The organism is Aliivibrio sp. S10_S31, from assembly GCF_014694495.1.
GTDB lineage: Bacteria > Pseudomonadota > Gammaproteobacteria > Enterobacterales > Vibrionaceae > Aliivibrio > Aliivibrio fischeri.
The window spans coordinates 1-19467 of the sequence record NZ_JAAUWR010000003.1 but is presented as its reverse complement, the minus strand read 5'-3'; the positions used below and the strand labels follow the sequence as shown (position 1 = coordinate 19467).

General features: G+C 40.3%; 17 protein-coding genes and 1 pseudogene. 3 read left to right on the top strand and 15 right to left on the bottom strand.

Features of this window, described 5'->3' with window-relative positions; genetic code table 11:
* Nucleotides 1–97: 97 nt before the first annotated feature.
* Together hemE and nudC are read right to left on the bottom strand one after the other, a co-directional pair.
* Nucleotides 98–1165 carry a uroporphyrinogen decarboxylase gene (gene hemE, locus HC728_RS03065; protein WP_005421300.1) on the bottom strand — a complete coding sequence of 356 codons (1068 nt, stop codon included), beginning with the start codon at nucleotides 1163–1165 and terminating at the stop codon, nucleotides 98–100.
* Between the two features lie 206 nt (nucleotides 1166–1371).
* The gene (gene nudC, locus HC728_RS03060; protein WP_012534137.1) at nucleotides 1372–2166 is read right to left on the bottom strand and encodes an NAD(+) diphosphatase; all 795 of its coding nucleotides are present in this window, start codon (nucleotides 2164–2166) and stop codon (nucleotides 1372–1374) included.
* Between the two features lie 159 nt (nucleotides 2167–2325).
* Between nudC and rsd the strand changes: the two genes are divergently transcribed.
* A complete protein-coding gene (rsd, locus tag HC728_RS03055; protein ID WP_155662706.1) occupies nucleotides 2326–2808 on the top strand; it encodes a sigma D regulator in 483 nt (160 codons plus the stop codon).
* 41 nt (nucleotides 2809–2849) lie between these two features.
* On the opposite strand, the gene HC728_RS03050 is transcribed toward rsd, so the two are convergent.
* From HC728_RS03050 to HC728_RS03035, 4 genes are read right to left on the bottom strand one after another with little or no spacing between them, the layout of a single operon-like run.
* Entirely contained in the window at nucleotides 2850–3686 is an 837-nt protein-coding gene (locus HC728_RS03050; protein WP_005421307.1) for a CsgG/HfaB family protein, read from the bottom strand.
* 21 nt (nucleotides 3687–3707) lie between these two features.
* Complete coding sequence (locus HC728_RS03045; RefSeq protein WP_011262786.1) at nucleotides 3708–4109, bottom strand: curli assembly protein CsgF; 402 nt, start codon at nucleotides 4107–4109, stop codon at nucleotides 3708–3710.
* A gap of 9 nt (nucleotides 4110–4118) precedes the next feature.
* Nucleotides 4119–4571, bottom strand: a complete 453-nt coding sequence (locus HC728_RS03040) for a curli production assembly/transport protein CsgE (protein ID WP_005421311.1) — start codon at nucleotides 4569–4571, stop codon at nucleotides 4119–4121.
* Nucleotides 4568–5212, bottom strand: coding sequence for a LuxR C-terminal-related transcriptional regulator (locus tag HC728_RS03035; protein ID WP_012533964.1), 645 nt, complete (start codon nucleotides 5210–5212; stop codon nucleotides 4568–4570). The genes HC728_RS03040 and HC728_RS03035 overlap by 4 nt, the downstream gene beginning before the upstream one ends.
* A 255-nt stretch (nucleotides 5213–5467) precedes the next feature.
* Between HC728_RS03035 and HC728_RS03030 the strand changes: the two genes are divergently transcribed.
* Nucleotides 5468–6037 (top strand): minor curlin subunit CsgB, encoded by a 570-nt coding sequence (locus HC728_RS03030; protein ID WP_005421315.1) that lies wholly within the window; start codon nucleotides 5468–5470, stop codon nucleotides 6035–6037.
* A 24-nt stretch (nucleotides 6038–6061) separates the two neighbouring features.
* Nucleotides 6062–7006: a hypothetical protein gene (locus HC728_RS03025; protein ID WP_012533121.1), complete on the top strand. Its 945-nt coding sequence runs from the start codon at nucleotides 6062–6064 to the stop codon at nucleotides 7004–7006.
* A gap of 66 nt (nucleotides 7007–7072) precedes the next feature.
* On the opposite strand, the gene rpoC is transcribed toward HC728_RS03025, so the two are convergent.
* From rpoC to tuf, 9 genes and pseudogenes are all read right to left on the bottom strand, one after another.
* Nucleotides 7073–11278 (bottom strand): DNA-directed RNA polymerase subunit beta', encoded by a 4206-nt coding sequence (rpoC, locus tag HC728_RS03020; RefSeq protein ID WP_005421318.1) that lies wholly within the window; start codon nucleotides 11276–11278, stop codon nucleotides 7073–7075.
* 71 nt (nucleotides 11279–11349) lie between these two features.
* The gene (gene rpoB, locus HC728_RS03015; protein ID WP_012533765.1) at nucleotides 11350–15378 is read right to left on the bottom strand and encodes a DNA-directed RNA polymerase subunit beta; all 4029 of its coding nucleotides are present in this window, start codon (nucleotides 15376–15378) and stop codon (nucleotides 11350–11352) included.
* A 237-nt stretch (nucleotides 15379–15615) separates the two neighbouring features.
* Entirely contained in the window at nucleotides 15616–15984 is a 369-nt protein-coding gene (gene rplL, locus HC728_RS03010) for a 50S ribosomal protein L7/L12 (protein ID WP_005421323.1), read from the bottom strand.
* Between the two features lie 55 nt (nucleotides 15985–16039).
* A complete protein-coding gene (gene rplJ, locus HC728_RS03005; RefSeq protein WP_005421324.1) occupies nucleotides 16040–16534 on the bottom strand; it encodes a 50S ribosomal protein L10 in 495 nt (164 codons plus the stop codon).
* Nucleotides 16535–16779: 245 nt separating this feature from the next.
* Nucleotides 16780–17484, bottom strand: a complete 705-nt coding sequence (gene rplA / locus HC728_RS03000) for a 50S ribosomal protein L1 (RefSeq protein WP_005421325.1) — start codon at nucleotides 17482–17484, stop codon at nucleotides 16780–16782.
* Nucleotides 17485–17488: 4 nt separating this feature from the next.
* Entirely contained in the window at nucleotides 17489–17917 is a 429-nt protein-coding gene (gene rplK / locus HC728_RS02995) for a 50S ribosomal protein L11 (RefSeq protein WP_005421326.1), read from the bottom strand.
* 120 nt (nucleotides 17918–18037) lie between these two features.
* On the bottom strand, nucleotides 18038–18583 hold the full coding sequence (nusG, locus tag HC728_RS02990; protein WP_005421327.1) for a transcription termination/antitermination protein NusG: 546 nt from the start codon (nucleotides 18581–18583) through the stop codon (nucleotides 18038–18040).
* Between the two features lie 12 nt (nucleotides 18584–18595).
* A complete protein-coding gene (secE, locus tag HC728_RS02985; RefSeq protein WP_005421329.1) occupies nucleotides 18596–18973 on the bottom strand; it encodes a preprotein translocase subunit SecE in 378 nt (125 codons plus the stop codon).
* A gap of 216 nt (nucleotides 18974–19189) precedes the next feature.
* Nucleotides 19190–19467: pseudogene (gene tuf, locus HC728_RS02980) on the bottom strand (elongation factor Tu); the annotation flags it as partial.

The following is a 19467-nucleotide window of genomic DNA, read 5'->3' as shown; positions in this document are numbered from 1 at the left end:
CTTATCTTTAATTATGACAATAAAATTATAGCTCTGTTCCAATAAAAAAGGAGACCTCATTGAGTCTCCTTTTTATCTAGAATCTTAATTTAAGATTTTATTTATGATACGGCTTAGATAAGTCATGAACTGCATCAACAAACACACCCGCATTTTCAGGTGGGACGTCTAGGTGAATACCATGACCTAGATTGAATACATGCCCTGTACCAGCATCACCAAATCCTTCAAGGATGGTTCCTACTTCTTGGCGAATACGCTCAGGTTGTGCATACAGAATTGATGGATCCATGTTTCCTTGCAGAGCAACTTTATCACCAATACGAGCTTTTGCATCGGCAATATTAATAGTCCAATCAAGGCCTACTGCATCACAACCAGTTGCTGCAATCGACTCTAACCACATACCACCATTCTTAGTGAATAAAGTAACTGGTACACGGCGACCTTCGTTTTCACGGATCAAACCATCAACAATTTTATGCATGTAACGTAATGAGAACTCGTTATAGTCACGAGGAGTTAATACACCACCCCATGTGTCAAATACCATTACAGATTGTGCACCCGCTTTAATTTGAGCATTTAAATACTCAATAACACTGTCAGCTAACTTATCTAATAACAAGTGAAGTGTTGCTGGTTCTGCATACATCATTTTTTTGATTTTAGTGAATGCTTTTGAACTGCCGCCTTCAACCATATAAGTTGCTAATGTCCACGGACTACCAGAGAAACCAATTAGTGGAACTTCGCCTTTTAGATCTTTACGGATCTGACGAACTGCATTCATCACATACTGCAGTTCACCTTCTGGATCAGGAAGACCGATCTTATCAACATCCGCTTTACAAGTAATTGGACGTTCAAACTTAGGACCTTCACCTGTTTCAAAGTACAGACCAAGACCCATAGCGTCTGGAATAGTTAAAATGTCAGAGAATAAAATAGCAGCATCTAGGGGAAAACGGCGTAAAGGTTGAAGAGTTACTTCTGATGCTAACTCTGCATTTTTACACAAAGACATAAAGTCACCGGCTTCTGCACGCGTAGCTTTGTATTCTGGAAGGTAACGACCCGCTTGGCGCATCATCCAAACTGGTGTGTAATCTACTGGTTGTTTTAATAATGCACGTAAATAACGGTCATTTTTTAGTTCTGTCATGATCTTCCCTCATATTTGATCCCGCTATTGTAGCACTCAATTCACTGAACAAAAGCCTACCTTTGTTATCGAGATCATATTTAACCAATCTTGTGATTAATGATAATTGCGCAATAGATAACCACGTGTTAAAAATTGTCTTGCTAGTGAAAATAACAACATCCAATTAACAATTATTAAAATTGGAAATCATAACAACACCTTACTTACACCCATTCATCTGTTTGGGTGTTTTTTTCTTGCTGAATATCACTTAACGTTGCTTCAATTAATGCTCTTGCTATAGTCCCTTTTGGCGCTAATTCCGGCAGCGAATTTTTATCATACCAACCCGCCTTAATGAGCTCATTTCTATCTACTTTTATTTCACCAGACTCATAGTCCGCCATATATCCCATCATAAGGCTCGATGGAAAGGCCCAAGGTTGGCTTCCTACATAACGAATATTTTTTATCTTAATACCCGTCTCTTCAAATACTTCACGAGAAACCGCCATCTCCAGTGTTTCACCAACTTCAACAAAACCCGCTAAAACAGTAAACAAACCACCTTTATGCCTTTGGTGTTGAGCAAGTAGAATCTTATCATCACGACGAACAGCAACAATAATAGAAGGGAATATTCTAGGGTAATGGAGTTTACGACAGTCATTGCATTGCATCGCAATTTGATTATGGTTGAGTTGAGTTCGACCACCACATTGTGGACAAAAACGAAATTCTCTTGCCATGAACCCATACTGAATGGCTTTACTAAACAATAAAAAATCAGATTGTGGGTATTCTAATAACTCTCTAAGACCAGTATAAGCTAACTCTTGGTTAACTAATTCATCGTTCAACCACATTACTGGTTCACTATTATGATTACCGATACATATTGCTTGCTCAAAAGGTAAGTTAAACTCAATTGCACTACCATTTGGAAGCTTTCCATCCTTCAACCAAATGTTTGAATCATTTACTACGCACCAATACGCTTTTGTATGTTGGTTTAACATCTTTATCACAACCCTCTTGCAGCCATCCATATTTACTGGCAATCTTAAAGAATAGTAATGAGTATATACCCAAACAATTTACACTGAAACCACACTCAGATTTACTTGGGTATAGATATAGAACTTTGGAATATTGCTTGCAACTACAAGGATATCGTTATGCTTACTAGACTAAATCAATTCCAAGAACAATGGGGTGGCAATAGCGACGTTATTGACCATTGGCTATCAACTCGCCAAGATTTATTGGTTGAGTATTGCAAATTGGCCGGACTGCCACCTTTTGACTCATCTGCATCTTCTCTTCCTGATTTCTCTTCAATTCAATCATTTACACAGCATCTAATTGATTATATTTCAGAGGGTCATTTTAAAATTTACAACATGGTAATGGCCAAATGGGATGCGACAGGCTTTTCTCCTACTGAAGAGATGAGTCAACTTTATGCCCATATAACAAAAACAACCGATCCTATTCTTAACTTCACTGATAAATATTCTAAAGATGATGAGGAGTTATTATTGAGTGATTTCGACAATGATTTTTCAACGCTAGGTGAAATTATTGAAGCGAGGTTTGAGTTAGAGGATGGGTTAATCGAACAAATTTCTAGCAGCTTGTCACACCCTCCAGGAGCTTAATGATTAAATAGAGTGTTTGAACCCAAACACTCTATTTGATTTTATAAAATTTGATTGGTTTCAGAGGCGTATTTTTTAAATATCGGATTATTTCTAGTATCTAAATTTGCAGGTCGCCATAGCCCTTGTTGTACACCTTTCACGATAAGGTGTATGACAGCGGAATCAATCGCTGACATCAAAGCAATATTTACAGGCTCATTATTGGTATACCCTAGTTCAACCTCTAATAACTCTTTGTAATCAACAAAACGAAATGCACCAGCAGAGACTTCATAAGATAAAATCGTTTTACTTGTAGTCACACTTGTCAGTATTTTCCCACTTCTTACATCTACCGCTCGTATGTTCACAGTAACTTGATCTGCTCTATATTGACCCGAACCACCAATTCCTAAATAACGAGCTCCTGCACCACCGGTTTTTATATTTGAATCATAAGCAACAATACCCCCTTCTATCATTACGTTAGCAGACAATAATGAAGGTAATGTTGAGCCATGATTGCTAATCGATTCCTGCTTTTTTTGAGCCGCTCTAATAATTTTTCGTTCAGTCAAAAGATTTTGTAATCCTTGTCGTTCTAAAGGATAAAACCATTCAGAATCTAATAAAGCCATCGTTAAAAGAGCCGTTCCACCTTGAGGTACAGCGGTCGAAAAATTACTGTTAGGCTGTGGCTTATATTGTCCCGTTTGATCTCTAAAATCATAGACAGAAACAAATATTTTTCCTTGTGGTTTAGGTAGCGATATCAAATCAATATAATTTGCTCCTCGCTGCATTAACGTTGGAGACTCAGAAGTTTCAGGAATATCGATTGAATTTGAACAACCCGCTAACAGTAGTATGAATAAATAATAAATTGAATATTTCATTGCTCAGTCCTTAGCGTTAGATCAATCTGGAGTTAAGCCACTCACCTGAATCTCTGATGTTTCCCCTGTTGCTTTATCAACAATTTGAATCAATAGAGCCCCTGAATCATCAACAATATTAAGTATGAAATCGTCTGTAATTAATTGCCCAGTATTACCATTACCAACATCAGCAAGTAATTGACTGATCAAACGAGATTGCAAACTAGATGTTAAACGATCTAGTGCTGACTCTTGTTCAAATAGTGAATCTTCTTGAGGTCCTTTATAATCATTAATTGCATTTGCGCCACCAAATAGGTGCGATGTATTTAAAGGGTTTCCTCCGAAATTAGGATTCACAGGTGTATATACCAATTCACTTGCATGAACAAAAACAGGTATACAGATAGATAGCATTAGCAATACATTCCTTATTGCCATAATCAATCCTTAGATCTCAGGGTAATCGAGATCAAATGTATCTTTAAATAACTTTTCTGTTTGCCATTTAACTATGTATTTATTTACGGCTTCTAGAGCCTGCTCTGCTTTCTCATCAGCCTGTCGTTGACCTGGAGAAAGAGCACTTCTATAAATAACCTTATCAAAATGATAAACCCCTATAATGCTTCCAGATAATGCCGTCGGTCTTTCTTTTATTGTTAGGTTTACATCTATATCTTCATATCTAGCGTTCATTTTCATAGAAAAAGAAAAATAAAAATCTCGTCCCAAACGAGTCAATGTACGATCAATAATCAACCCATCAAGTTCAATTAAATCATCCACTTCATTTACGCTGTTATTTTCCAAAGGAGCTTTAGACTCTAACGATGCTTTATTATCTGAAGCAAAAGAAATAAAAGATGTAAAAAAAACGATACTAATATATTTAATATTCATCGATTATTTCCTTCAAAGTCATATCCTTTCGCCCACATCATCGCTTGTAATCTATTTTTTACATTTAATTTTTTAAAGACATTATATAAGTGTGTCTTAACTGTATTTTCACTTACAAACAATGAATTAGCGATGTCTACATTTGAAGCGCCGGATGCTAATAATCTTAATATTTCACTTTCTCTTGTCGTTAATGAAATAGATGTTGATAATATCGCACTCTGTTTCTCTCTATATGCAAATATTAATTCATTAATTATTTTACGACTAAGCCACATCTCTCCTTCTATTATTTTCTTTACTCCATAAGATATAACATCCATATTATCTTTCTCATAAAATACCCCTACAACATTCGGATATTTCATTATGTTTTTTTTTATATTCTCATCAGTTATATTAAAAAGTATTTCTCTTACCTTTAATTTATTTCGATTAATTGTATCTATGTAATTTTTATACTTTTTATCTGTTTGTTTTTTTATATCTAAGATAACTAGAATGTCATCATCTACTTTCCCTTTATTTACTAATTCATCACAATTAAGAGAAACAATCGCCTGACCTGAAGATTTCTCTAATAAATCAATAAGTAAAGATGAATACAATGTTGGATCTGACGATAAATAATAGATACTCATCTCACTCCTCCATGATGACTGTTATTTAAAACTAGCTTAAAACCTCTACATATCCACCGAATAACTAAATAATTATTAATAACCTTTAGTTTGTATCATTTGTGAGAATTAAATAAGCATTTAAAAATCAAAACGTATAGTACTTTAGTTTATTTTTTACCAATTAAAATATCATTAATAAGTTTATGGTTGTTCTCTGAGCAAATCCCATACTTTTGATGTGGCAAAAAGCTATCACGAAAGAGGGATACTGATATGAAAATATTATCAGTAAGTTATATCTATTTATTAATGGGGATAAGTGGTTACAGTTATGCGAATTTTGATCTAGGTATTAATGAATTTAATGCTCCAAATGAATTAACGGAATTATCCGAATTAAATACGAGCAATGATAATAATGCAATTATTGAATTAACTAATGCAACAAATTCGCAAGTAACTATTATTCAACATAATGTAAATAAAACAGGAAGTAATAAAGCAAAAGTAAAACAAACTGGCTATGACAATACAGCAGCCGTCATGCAACTAGGTAGCAATAATGTAGGGTTAATTGCTCAAAATGGCACAAATAATTCAGCTACATTGAAACAGCTAGGATTAAACCATGAAGGTGCCATTTTACAAGAAGGTAATGACAACATAGCTCATTTAGTACAAACAGGTAACGGTAAACAAAACGTAGTAAACCAAACAGGTGATTCAAATATTGCAGCTGCAGTGAATAAAAATAATGGTGCAGGTTTTTCCATTAATCAAACTGGCAATCAAGGAATTATCTTAGTAAACGGAATGGATAGATTCATATCCATCGTAAATTAAAAATCATTTCAAGGAAGTTTTATTATGAAAAAGCTAGCAATCGCAATCTCAACTATCTTACTTTCTGGTGCTGCATATGCTGGGAATACAGCAGATGTAGAGCTATTTAATGCAGATGATAATGACGTTAATATTTTCCAAATGTCGCCAGCAGTAGGGAATGATGCAGATGTGTTAATCCGAAACTCTGATGATAACGACGTTGATATCTATCAAATGGGGCGTCATAACGAAGCTGTAGTAAGAGTACGTAACGGAAGTGATGATAATGACCTGATGATTGATCAAGATGGTCGTCACAACCGTGCTGTTCTAAAAGCTCGTTTAGGTAGTGATGATAATGACTTCGCAATTGAACAAGATGGACGCCTTAATTTAGGTAAGGTTATTGCTGACGACAGCGATAACAACAATGGTTTAATTGACCAACGTGGACGCAAAAATGAAGCCTACATTAATTTTGATGGTGCATCAGATAACTCGAACAATAAAATTGTTCAAAGAGGTCGTCGTAATGAAGGTGAAATCAGTGTAATGGGCGGATCGAACAATGGTACATTAAAAATCCGTCAAAAAGGACATGATAATGACTCTAAAATTCATGTTTATGGTGGTTCAGGTAATGAAGCATTAACTAAAATCAACGGTGATGATAATACAACTTACACTGCATTTTATGCTGGAGCATCAGATAACGACACGACAATCTTGATGAAAAATGATTCATTAGACAATACCGTTTACGCTGTCGTTGTTGGTGGTAGCTTCAACGAAGCGGATGTAACAATTGATTCAAGTAACGATAACTTTGTTTCTGTGGCCCAATGGGGTGACTCATCAATGGCTGAGGTTACATTGGAAAATGGTTCGAATGATAACTGGATAATGGTTAACCAAACTAATAATGATATGGCTACAGTAACCGCAGATAACAGTAGTTACAATGCTGTTGTAATTACTCAACTATAAATTTATCACTTAAATAAAAAAAGCCCTGCATCTCTGCAGGGCTTTTATTTGCGTTTATTAAATCAATTACTCTTCAGAAGAGAAACCTGCATTTAATAGTGCCGCTAAGTTATCAGTCGCTTGCTCAGCTGATGGACCTTCTTGCTCCACAGCTTTTTGCTTTTGACGTTCTTGGTGGTATGCGAAACCTGTACCCGCTGGAATTAGACGACCAACGATTACGTTTTCTTTCAGACCACGTAGTTCATCACGCTTACCAGAAACAGCTGCTTCAGTAAGTACACGCGTCGTTTCTTGGAACGATGCAGCAGAGATGAACGACTCAGTAGCAAGAGACGCTTTAGTAATACCTAGTAGATCACGCTCGAAACGTGCAGGTTGCTTGCCTTCAGCTTCAAGCTGACGGTTTGCAATCGTTACGTTAGCGAATTCTAGTTGCTCACCTTCAAGGAAAGTAGAATCACCAGAATGTGTAATCGTACACTTACGTAGCATTTGACGAACGATAGTTTCAATGTGCTTATCGTTAATCTTAACGCCTTGTAAGCGGTAAACTTCTTGAACTTCGTTAGTGATGTATTCAGTCACTGCATGGATACCACGTAAACGTAGAATATCATGTGGAGTTTCTGGACCATCAGAGATAACGTCACCACGTTCAACTTTATCACCTTCAAAGATGTTAAGTTGACGGTGTTTATGAATCATTTCTTCATAAACTTCGCCGTTATCGTCACGAGTGATCAATAAGCGAACCTTACCTTTAGTCTCTTTACCAAACGCAACAATACCTGCGTGCTCAGCAAGAATTGCTGGCTCTTTAGGTTTACGAGCTTCAAATAAGTCCGCAACGCGTGGTAGACCACCGGTGATATCTTTAGTACCGCTTGAAGCTTGAGGAATACGCGCTAACGTTTCACCAATACCTACGTTACCACCATCAGCAAGGTTAACAATCGCCTTACCTGGTAGGAAGTATTGAGCTGGCATTTCAGTACCAGGGATCATGATGTCGTTACCGTTCGCATCAACAAGTTTCACTGTTGGACGCATGTCTTTACCAGCAGAAGCACGCTCAGCCGCATCAAGAACAACGATTGAAGATAGACCAGTTAACTCATCAGTTTGAGTTGTGATCGTAACACCATCAATCATGTCAACGAATTGAACTTGACCTTGTACTTCAGTGATGATTGGCATTGTATGCGGGTCCCAAGCTGCGATCTTATCGCCTTGGTTAACTGCATCACCATCTTTCTTATTCAAGATAGTACCGTAAGATAGCTTGTAACTCTCTTTAGTACGGCCATGCTCATCAATAACTGTTAATTCAGAAGCACGAGACGTAATAACTAAGTTACCTTCGCTATTTGTTACGTGCTTAGCATTATGAAGCTTGATCGAACCAGTCGTCTTAACTTGAATGCTGTTGTCTGCTGCCGCTGTAGATGCCGCACCACCGATGTGGAACGTACGCATCGTTAGCTGTGTACCAGGTTCACCGATTGATTGAGCAGCGATAACACCAACTGACTCACCTTGGTTAACCATGTGGCCACGAGCAAGGTCACGACCGTAACAGTTTGCACAACAACCAAAGTCAGCTTCACAACTTACTACTGAACGTACTTTAATTTGGTCAACTGAGTTTTCTTCAACGATTTGACACTGCTTCTCATCAAGAAGAGTGTTACGTGGAAGAAGAATTTCATCTGTACCTGGTTTCAATACATCTTCAGCAACCACACGACCTAGAACACGTTCGTGTAGAGGTTCTTTAACGTCACCACCTTCAATTAGAGGAGTCATGGTCACACCTTCGTATGTACCACAGTCATCTAAATGAACAACTACATCTTGTGCAACGTCTACTAAACGACGAGTCAGGTAACCTGAGTTCGCAGTTTTAAGTGCTGTATCGGCAAGACCTTTACGCGCACCGTGCGTTGAGATGAAGTATTGGTTTACGTTTAGACCTTCACGGAAGTTCGCCGTGATCGGTGTTTCGATGATTGAACCATCTGGTTTAGCCATCAGACCACGCATACCCGCTAGCTGACGAATCTGAGCTGCAGAACCACGAGCACCAGAGTCGGCCATCATGTAAACGCTGTTAAACGATTCTTGTTGCTCTTCTTCACCATCGCGGTTAAGCACTGTTTCTGAAGACAGGTTATCCATCATCTCTTTAGCAACTTGTTCGTTTGTTGCTGCCCAGATATCGATAACTTTGTTGTAACGTTCGCCCGCAGTTACAAGACCAGATTGGTACTGCTCTTGAATTTGCTTAACTTCTTCTTCTGCATCAGCAACTTTCGTGTACTTAGCATCAGGGATAACCATGTCATCGATACCAACAGACGCACCAGACAATGCTGCGTATGCGAAACCGGTGTACATGATTTGGTCAGCAAACACTACAGTGTCTTTAAGACCAAGAGTACGGTACGCTTCGTTTAGTAGGTTAGAGATTTGCTTCTTACCTAACTTCTGGTTAATGATGCTGTAAGGAAGACCTTCTGGCACGATTTGCCATAGCATTGCACGACCAACAGTCGTATCAACCAGTTTAGTTTCACGAGTCTCAATACCGTTCTCATCACGAATAACTTCAGTGATACGAACTTTAACGCGAGCGTGTAGCTCAGCAACACCTGTACGGTATGCTTTTTCAGCTTCAGCAAAACCTTCAAGGTACATGCCTTCGCCTTTAGCGTTAATTTTTTCACGTGTCATGTAGTACAGACCTAATACAACGTCCTGAGAAGGTACGATGATTGGGTCACCTGATGCTGGCGACAGAATGTTGTTTGTCGACATCATTAGGGTACGTGCTTCTAATTGAGCTTCCAGAGTTAGTGGTACGTGTACCGCCATCTGGTCACCATCGAAGTCGGCGTTATATGCCGCACACACTAGTGGGTGAAGCTGAATTGCTTTACCTTCGATTAGTACTGGTTCAAACGCTTGGATACCTAGACGGTGAAGTGTCGGCGCACGGTTAAGCAGTACTGGGTGTTCACGAATTACGTCATCTAGGATATCCCAAACGATCGCTTCTTCACGCTCTACCATCTTCTTAGCAGCTTTGATTGTCGTAGCAAGACCACGGCCTTCTAATTTGCTGTAGATAAATGGTTTAAATAGTTCAAGTGCCATCTTCTTAGGAAGACCACACTGGTGTAGACGAAGGTATGGACCTACTGTAATTACAGAACGACCAGAGTAGTCTACACGTTTACCAAGCAAGTTCTGACGGAAACGACCTTGTTTACCCTTGATCATATCAGCAAGAGATTTAAGAGGACGCTTGTTAGAACCTGTAATCGCACGACCACGACGACCGTTATCAAGCAGCGCATCAACAGACTCTTGAAGCATACGTTTTTCGTTACGTACGATAATATCTGGTGCAGCTAAGTCTAATAGACGCTTCAAACGGTTGTTACGGTTAATCACACGACGGTATAAGTCATTTAGATCAGACGTAGCAAAACGACCGCCATCTAGTGGTACTAGAGGACGAAGATCTGGCGGAAGAACTGGTAGAACAGTTAGAATCATCCACTCTGGGTTGTTACCAGATTGAACGAAAGCTTCTACTAGTTTCAGACGCTTAGTTACTTTTTTACGTTTTGTTTCAGAGTTAGTAGTTTCTAACTCTTCACGCATGTCTTCGATTTCTGCTTGCATGTCCATAGACGCTAGCAGATCTTTGATCGCTTCCGCACCCATCTTAGCTGTGAATTCGTCACCGAACTCTTCTAGCTTATCAAGATATTCTTCTTCAGAAAGAAGTTGGCTGCGTTCTAGATCAGTCATACCTGGCTCAGTAACCACATATGATTCAAAGTAAAGTACACGCTCGATATCACGTAGTGGAATGTCCATTAACAAACCAATACGAGACGGCAGTGACTTCAGGAACCAGATGTGCGCAACTGGAGACGCTAATTCGATGTGGCCCATACGGTCACGACGAACTTTAGTTTGCGTTACTTCTACGCCACATTTTTCACAGATAACACCACGGTGCTTAAGGCGTTTGTATTTACCACATAAGCATTCGTAGTCTTTAACTGGGCCAAAGATACGTGCACAGAAAAGACCGTCACGTTCTGGCTTAAAGGTACGATAGTTGATTGTTTCTGGCTTTTTAACTTCACCAAAAGACCATGAACGAATTTGGTCAGGTGAAGCAAGACCGATTTTGATTGCATCAAATTCTTCAGTCTTGTGTTGTGCTTTCAGAAACTTTAATAAGTCTTTCACATTCGGCTCCTGTAAGGAGAAAAAAGGCGCTCGGCGAGCGCCTTATATTCTACCGGACAATCTCAATGAGATTATTCTTCGTCTTCTAACTCGATGTTGATACCAAGTGAGCGGATCTCTTTCAACAATACGTTGAATGATTCTGGCATACCTGGTTCCATACGATGATCGCCATCTACGATGTTCTTATACATCTTAGTACGACCGTTCACGTCATCCGACTTAACGGTTAGCATTTCTTGTAGGGTATATGCAGCACCATATGCTTCAAGTGCCCATACTTCCATCTCACCGAAACGCTGACCACCGAACTGAGCTTTACCACCTAGTGGTTGCTGAGTTACAAGGCTGTAAGAGCCGGTAGAACGTGCGTGCATCTTGTCATCAACTAAGTGGTTCAGTTTTAGCATGTACATGTAACCAACAGTTACAGGACGCTCAAACGCATCACCAGTACGACCATCAAACAGTTTCAACTGACCAGATTCTGGTAGATCAACAAGTTTTAATAGCTCTTTAATTGACGCTTCAGGAGCACCATCAAAGATTGGTGTAGCGATTGGTAAACCACCACGTAAGTTCTTAATTAAAGTACGAACTTCGTCATCAGACAGAGCAGCAATATCTACTTCTTGGCGAGTTTCACCAAGATCGTATACTTTTTGTAAGAAGTTACGGAACTTATGCAGTTCTTGTTGCTCTTTAAGCATTTGGTTGATCTTGTCACCAACGCCTTTCGCAGCAAGACCCATATGAACTTCAAGAATCTGACCGATGTTCATACGAGAAGGTACACCCAGTGGGTTCAATACGATATCTACTGGTTGACCTTTCTCATCATAAGGCATGTCTTCAACAGGGTTGATCTTAGAGATTACACCCTTGTTACCGTGACGACCCGCCATCTTATCACCAGGCTGAATACGACGTTTAACCGCTAGGTAAACTTTAACGATCTTCAGTACGCCCGGTGCAAGATCATCACCTTGAGTGATCTTACGACGCTTAGTTTCAAACTTCTTATCGAACTCAGCTTTAAGTTCGTCGTACTGCTCAGCAAGTTGCTCAAGTTGGTTTTGTTGCGCTTCGTCGTCAAGAGTGATTTCTAACCACTGCTTACGATCCATTGCATCAAGTTTAACTTCAGAAACACCCGCTGCTACAAGAAGTGTACGAACACGAGCTAATAGACCACCTTCAAGAATTTGGAACTCTTCAGTAATGTCTTTCTTAGCTTCTTTAAGCTGCATTTGTTCGATTTCTAGAGCACGTTTGTCTTTTTCAACACCATCACGCGTAAATACTTGTACGTCAATGATAGTACCTGAAACAGAGTTTGGTACACGTAGAGATGAATCTTTAACATCAGATGCTTTTTCACCAAAGATAGCACGTAGTAGCTTCTCTTCAGGAGTCAATTGAGTTTCACCTTTAGGTGTTACTTTACCAACTAGGATGTCACCACCCTTAACTTCAGCACCAATGTAAACAATACCTGATTCGTCTAGTTTAGACAGAGCAGCTTCACCTACGTTAGGGATGTCTGCTGTGATCTCTTCAGAACCAAGTTTAGTATCACGAGCCACACAAGATAGTTCTTGGATGTGAATCGTCGTGAAACGGTCTTCTTGAACTACACGTTCAGATACAAGGATTGAATCCTCGAAGTTGTAACCATTCCAAGGCATAAATGCGATACGCATGTTCTGACCAAGTGCTAGCTCACCAAGGTCTGTTGAAGGACCATCAGCAAGAACATCACCACGAGTTACAGGTTCACCAGGAAGCACAGTAGGACGTTGGTTGATACACGTATTTTGGTTAGAACGAGTGTATTTAGTTAAGTTGTAGATATCGATACCAGCTTCACCAGGTACCAACTCTTCTTCGTTCACTTTAATAACGATACGAGAAGCATCTACTGACTGAACCACACCACCACGTTTAGCAACAGCTGTTACACCTGAGTCAACCGCTACGTTACGTTCAATACCAGTACCAACTAAAGGCTTATCAGCTTTTAATGTAGGTACAGCTTGACGTTGCATGTTCGCACCCATTAGGGCACGGTTCGCATCATCGTGTTCTAGGAACGGGATAAGCGAAGCAGCTACAGATACAACTTGGTTTGTCGCGACATCCATATATTGGATATGTTCACGAGGGTGTAGACCAGATTCACCTTTCTGACGAGCGATGATTAGTTCATCAGCAAAAGTACCTTCTTCAGTTAACACGGCGTTAGCCTGTGCAATAACAAAAGTACCTTCTTCGATAGCAGATAGGTAATCAACTTGATCAGTTACTTGACCATCAACAACACGACGGTATGGAGTTTCTAGGAAACCGTACTCGTTACATTGTGCAAATGCTGATAGTGAGTTAATCAGACCGATGTTTGGACCTTCAGGTGTTTCGATAGGACATAGGCGACCGTAGTGAGTCGCGTGTACGTCACGAACTTCGAAGCCAGCACGCTCACGAGTTAGACCACCAGGACCTAAAGCAGAAATACGACGTTTGTGCGTAACTTCTGACAATGGGTTGTTTTGGTCCATAAACTGAGACAGCTGTGAAGAGCCAAAGAATTCTTTAACTGCAGCTGAGATCGGTTTAGCGTTGATAAGATCTTGAGGCATAATTGCATCAAGGTCACCAAGACTTAGACGCTCACGAACAGCACGTTCTACACGAACTAGACCAACACGGAATTGGTTTTCTGCCATTTCGCCAACAGAACGAATACGACGGTTACCTAGGTGGTCGATATCATCGACTTCACCAATACCGTTACGGATATCGATCAGTTTACGCATCACTTCAATGATGTCTGTCTCATCAAGAACGCCAGCACCTTCGTCATTATCACGGCCAATAGAGCTATTGAACTTCATACGACCAACAGTCGATAAGTCATAGCGTTCTTCAGAGAAGAATAGGCTTTCGAATAATGCTTCAGCAGCTTCTTTTGTTGGCGGCTCGCCAGGGCGCATCATACGGTAAATTTCAACAAGAGCCGATAAACGGTCAACAGTTGAATCTGCACGTAATGTGTCAGAGATGTATGCACCATGATCAAGATCGTTAGTAAATAGTACTTCGATCTTCTTGTAGCCAGCCTGAGATAAATTAGCCAGATCTTCTAAGCTAAACTCTTGGTTAGCTGCGATAATGATCTCGCCAGTGTCTTCATTCACGTAGTCGTGAGAAGCCACTTTACCTACGATGTAATCAACTGGAACTTCAATATGAGTGATATCGTCTTTCGTTAACTGGCGAATATGACGCGCAGTAATACGACGGCCAGCTTCTACATAAACTTTGCCGTTAGCTTCGATATCAAAAGTTGCAGTTTCACCACGTAAACGCTCAGGAAGTAATTCCATCATTAGCGTTTGATCTTTCACTTCAAAAACAACTTTATCGAAGAATAGATCTAGGATCTCTTCTGTTGTTTTATTCAGTGCACGTAGGATGATCGTTGCTGGTAATTTACGACGACGGTCGATACGTACGAATAAGTTATCCTTAGGATCAAATTCGAAATCTAACCATGAACCACGGTAAGGAATTACACGTGCGTTATAAAGAACTTTACCAGATGAATGGGTCTTACCCTTATCGCTGTCGAAGAAGACACCTGGGCTGCGGTGCAGCTGGGATACGATAACCCTTTCAGTACCATTGATTACAAAAGTACCATTGTCTGTCATAAGCGGAATTTCGCCCATGTAGACTTCTTGTTCTTTAATGTCTTTAACCGTGTTTGCTGGTGCATCTTTATCGTACACAACCAAACGCAGTTTAACACGTAGTGGTGCAGAATATGTAACACCACGGATTTGACATTCTTTAACGTCAAATTCTGGCTCACGGAGATTGTAGCTAACGTATTCTAGCTTAGAGTTGCCGTTGTAGCTCTGAATTGGAAAAACAGAACGGAAGGCAGCCTCAAGACCGTATTGCCCTTCTGGATCTTGCTCGATAAATTTTGTAAAAGAATCAAGCTGGATCGATAGCAAGTATGGTATGTCCAACACTTGTGGACGCTTACCAAAATCCTTACGGATGCGCTTTTTCTCTGTATAAGAGTAAACCATGGGGTTCCTCAGCTCGCTGATAAGTGACCCGAACCGTCCGCCTTTGTCTTTAAAGGCTGGGACAGTGACTAATAACACTGTTTTCTGTAGGACATGTTCACTGATTTGTGATCATGTTTTTTGCTCGGATGAGGGGTTCTAAACAGTGTGAAATTACCCTACACCCTACAGCGCAAAAAGGCCGGTGGTTAATAAACCACCAGCCATTAGCCGTTAGGCTATGAAACTAAGTAATAATTACTTAACTTCAACAGAAGCACCAGCTTCTTCTAACTGAGCTTTAAGAGCTTCAGCTTCAGCTTTGTCAACGCCTTCTTTTAGAGGTGCTGGAGCTGAGTCTACAAGACCTTTAGCTTCTTTAAGACCTAGGCCAGTAGCGCCACGTACTGCTTTGATAACAGCAACTTTGTTAGCGCCAGCAGAAGTTAGGATTACGTCAAATTCAGATTGCTCTTCAGCAGCGTCGCCGCCAGCTGCGCCACCTGCAACTACTGCAGCAGCAGCAGTAACACCGAATTTTTCTTCCATAGCTTCGATAAGCTCAACAACTTGCATTACAGACATTTCTGCAACTGCGTCTAGGATTTGCTCGTTAGTAATAGACATAACAATTCTCTTTTAAGTCAACAATAATTTATTTTGTAACCAGTTAAAGCAAGGCTTATGCCGCAGCTTCTTCTTTTTGGTCACGAACAGCAGCGATAGTACGAACCAGCTTGCCAGCAGAAGCTTCTTTCATGCACATCATTAGGCGTGCGATAGCTTCGTCGTAAGTTGGTAGTGTCGCTAGTACATCAGCATCAGTAACTGCGCCTTCAAATGCAGCAGCTTTGATCTCGAAATCTTTATTCTCTTTAGCGAAGTCTTTGAAAAGACGTGCTGCAGCACCTGGGTGCTCGTTAGAGAATGCAAGTAGAGACGGACCAGTGAAAGTGTCAGTTAGACACTCATACTCAGTACCTTCTACTGCACGGCGTGCTAATGTGTTACGAACAACTTTCATGTAAACGCCCGCTTCACGCGCTTGTTTACGTAGAACAGTCATCGCAGCAACAGGAACGCCACGAGAGTCAGCTACAACTGCAGAAAGTGCACCACTGGCTGCTTCGTTGACTTCAGCAACAATTGCTTTTTTGTCTTGAAGATTTAAAGCCATTTGGATTAACCTCTGGTTGTGATTACACCACTCACTACAAAATGTAGGAGAGTAAATACGATGCATTCACAGAAAATCAATTTTTATAAAATTGATTTCAAGTTCGGGCACCGTCTACGCAGGTTTTATTAAGCTCTTACGAGCGCCTACGGTCTTGGACGGAGACTTTCTAATTAAAAATCAGAAAGCCCCAACCATAAATTTGATAGGCGGAAAATTATACATGAATTTCCCACCTTTGCAAATTAGTTTGTTTGTGTATTTAGAGTCGCTTGATCTAAAGATACACCAGCACCCATTGTAGTAGAGATGCTTACCTTCTTCACGAAAGTACCTTTCGCAGAAGTTGGTTTTGCTTTCTTAAGTGCAACTAAAAGAGCTTCTAGGTTCTCTTTAAGTTGAGCAGCATCAAAGTCCACTTTACCGATAGTAGTGTGGATGATGCCGTTTTTGTCGTTACGGTAACGAACTTGACCAGCTTTAGCGTTCTTAACAGCTTCAGCTACGTTAGGCGTTACAGTACCAACTTTAGGGTTTGGCATAAGACCGCGAGGACCTAGGATTGTACCTAGTTGACCAACAACGCGCATTGCATCAGGAGAAGCAACAACAACGTCAAAGTTCATTTCGCCTTTCTTAACTAGTTCAGCAAGATCTTCCATACCAACTAGATCAGCACCAGCTTCTTTAGCAGCTTCTGCGTTTGCACCTTGAGTGAAAACAGCAACACGAATGTCACGACCAGTACCGTGTGGTAGTACAGTTGCACCACGAACGTTTTGGTCAGATTTACGTGCATCGATGCCAAGGTTAACAGCAACGTCAACGCTTTCTGTGAACTTAGCAGTAGCAAGTTCTTTTAGAAGAGCAACAGCTTCGTTGATGTCGTATTCTTTAGTAACTTCAACTTTTTCGCGGATATTGCGCATGCGCTTAGTAAGTTTTGCCATTATATTAACCCTCTACCACTAGGCCCATTGAACGAGCAGTACCAGCAATTGAACGCTTCATAGCTTCAATGTCAGCACCAGTCATGTCCGCAGCTTTAGTTTCTGCGATCTCTTGTAGTTGAGCGTCAGTAACAGTACCAACTTTCTCAGTATTTGGACGACCAGAACCAGACTTAACGCCTGCAGCTTTCTTAAGAAGAACTGCTGCTGGTGGAGTCTTAGTAACGAACGTGAAAGAACGGTCGTTGTATACAGAGATAACTACTGGGATTGGTAGACCTTTCTCGATAGATTCTGTTTTTGCGTTAAACGCTTTACAGAATTCCATGATGTTCACACCGTGTTGACCTAGTGCAGGACCAACTGGTGGACTTGGGTTCGCCATACCTGCTGCAACTTGCAGTTTGATATAAGCTTCAACTTTCTTAGCCATGATATTTCCTAATACTTGGGTTCAAACGCTATCCAACTGGATTAGCTCCCCGTTAACAAAAAGGCGCGAAATTATAGTAATAATTCGCGCCTTTGACAATACCTTTTGCTGATTTTTCGATCAGTTTTTTTCTACTTGGCTGAACTCTAGTTCTACTGGAGTTGCACGACCAAAGATAGATACAGATACTTTTAAGCGACTCTTCTCGTAATCCACTTCTTCAACAGTACCGTTAAAGTCTGCGAATGGGCCTTCAGTAACACGAACCACTTCACCAGCTTCAAACAATGTCTTAGGACGTGGAGCTTCGCTCGCTTGCTCAAGACGGTTTAAAATGGCATCCGCTTCTTTATCAGTAATTGGTGCAGGGCGATCCGAAGTACCACCAATGAACCCCATTACACGTGGAATACTACGTACTAAGTGCCATGATTCATCATTCATGATCATTTGCACTAAAACGTAACCAGGGAAAAATTTACGTTCGCTTTTACGACGTTGGCCAGCACGCATTTCTACCACTTCTTCAGTTGGTACTAGTACTTCACCAAATAACTCTTCCATGTTATGCATTTTAATATGTTCGCGTAGCGATTGAGATACACGACCTTCAAAGCCTGAAAAAGCTTGAACTACATACCAACGTTTTTTTGGAGCTTCACTCATGATCACTTATCCTCAAACACCTGTGATTAAGCCAATTAGTCTAACCATAATACCATCAATGCCCCATAAAATCAGAGCCATCACGATACATACAGCTAGAACAATGAAAGTTGTTTGTGTTGTTTCTTGGCGTGTAGGCCAAACAACCTTTCTAACTTCCATTCTTGATTCACGAGCAAATGCAATTGCAGTTTGACCTTTTGCTGTGAAAGCAGCAATACCACCAGCAGCAGCAATTAATGCAACCACACCGGCAGCTCGAATAACAACAGATAAATCAGCTAGTAAGTAATTACCAACAACAGCAGCAGATAATAGAACTAAAACAAGTAACCATTTTACTGTATCAGCTGCGCCTGAAGTTTCTGTTGTCTCAGTATTTGTTTTCATAAACCAACCTGTGACATAACCATAATTTACTTCTATCACTTGATAGAAATTGTTAACCAGACTTAATATAGCCTAGTATCTTCATTCCATAAACCAACAATTTCGTTGATTCATCTGCGCTGTGCTGTGTATTTTCTAAAAATGCAAAACAACACACAATACAACGCAGAAAAAGGGCATCAAATGATGCCCTTTTTACTAGTACTTAGTCAAATCTTAAGCAAAGATTTTAGCAACAACACCAGCACCAACTGTACGGCCACCTTCACGGATCGCGAAGCGTAGACCTTCGTCCATTGCGATTGGAGCGATTAGCTCAACCGTCATTTGAACGTTATCACCTGGCATTACCATTTCTACGCCTTCAGGTAGAGTGATGTCGCCTGTTACGTCAGTTGTACGGAAGTAGAACTGTGGACGGTAACCTTTGAAGAAAGGAGTGTGACGGCCGCCTTCATCTTTAGAAAGAACGTACACTTCTGACTCAAATTTAG

Coding starts and splice junctions, on each gene's coding strand:
- hemE (WP_005421300.1), bottom strand. CDS start 1,165: ATGACAGAACTAAAAAATGACCGTTATTTACGTGCATTATTAAAACAA.
- nudC (WP_012534137.1), bottom strand. CDS start 2,166: ATGTTAAACCAACATACAAAAGCGTATTGGTGCGTAGTAAATGATTCA.
- rsd (WP_155662706.1), top strand. CDS start 2,326: ATGCTTACTAGACTAAATCAATTCCAAGAACAATGGGGTGGCAATAGC.
- HC728_RS03050 (WP_005421307.1), bottom strand. CDS start 3,686: ATGAAATATTCAATTTATTATTTATTCATACTACTGTTAGCGGGTTGT.
- HC728_RS03045 (WP_011262786.1), bottom strand. CDS start 4,109: ATGGCAATAAGGAATGTATTGCTAATGCTATCTATCTGTATACCTGTT.
- HC728_RS03040 (WP_005421311.1), bottom strand. CDS start 4,571: ATGAATATTAAATATATTAGTATCGTTTTTTTTACATCTTTTATTTCT.
- HC728_RS03035 (WP_012533964.1), bottom strand. CDS start 5,212: ATGAGTATCTATTATTTATCGTCAGATCCAACATTGTATTCATCTTTA.
- HC728_RS03030 (WP_005421315.1), top strand. CDS start 5,468: ATGAAAATATTATCAGTAAGTTATATCTATTTATTAATGGGGATAAGT.
- HC728_RS03025 (WP_012533121.1), top strand. CDS start 6,062: ATGAAAAAGCTAGCAATCGCAATCTCAACTATCTTACTTTCTGGTGCT.
- rpoB (WP_012533765.1), bottom strand. CDS start 15,378: ATGGTTTACTCTTATACAGAGAAAAAGCGCATCCGTAAGGATTTTGGT.
- rplL (WP_005421323.1), bottom strand. CDS start 15,984: ATGTCTATTACTAACGAGCAAATCCTAGACGCAGTTGCAGAAATGTCT.
- rplJ (WP_005421324.1), bottom strand. CDS start 16,534: ATGGCTTTAAATCTTCAAGACAAAAAAGCAATTGTTGCTGAAGTCAAC.
- rplA (WP_005421325.1), bottom strand. CDS start 17,484: ATGGCAAAACTTACTAAGCGCATGCGCAATATCCGCGAAAAAGTTGAA.
- rplK (WP_005421326.1), bottom strand. CDS start 17,917: ATGGCTAAGAAAGTTGAAGCTTATATCAAACTGCAAGTTGCAGCAGGT.
- nusG (WP_005421327.1), bottom strand. CDS start 18,583: ATGAGTGAAGCTCCAAAAAAACGTTGGTATGTAGTTCAAGCTTTTTCA.
- secE (WP_005421329.1), bottom strand. CDS start 18,973: ATGAAAACAAATACTGAGACAACAGAAACTTCAGGCGCAGCTGATACA.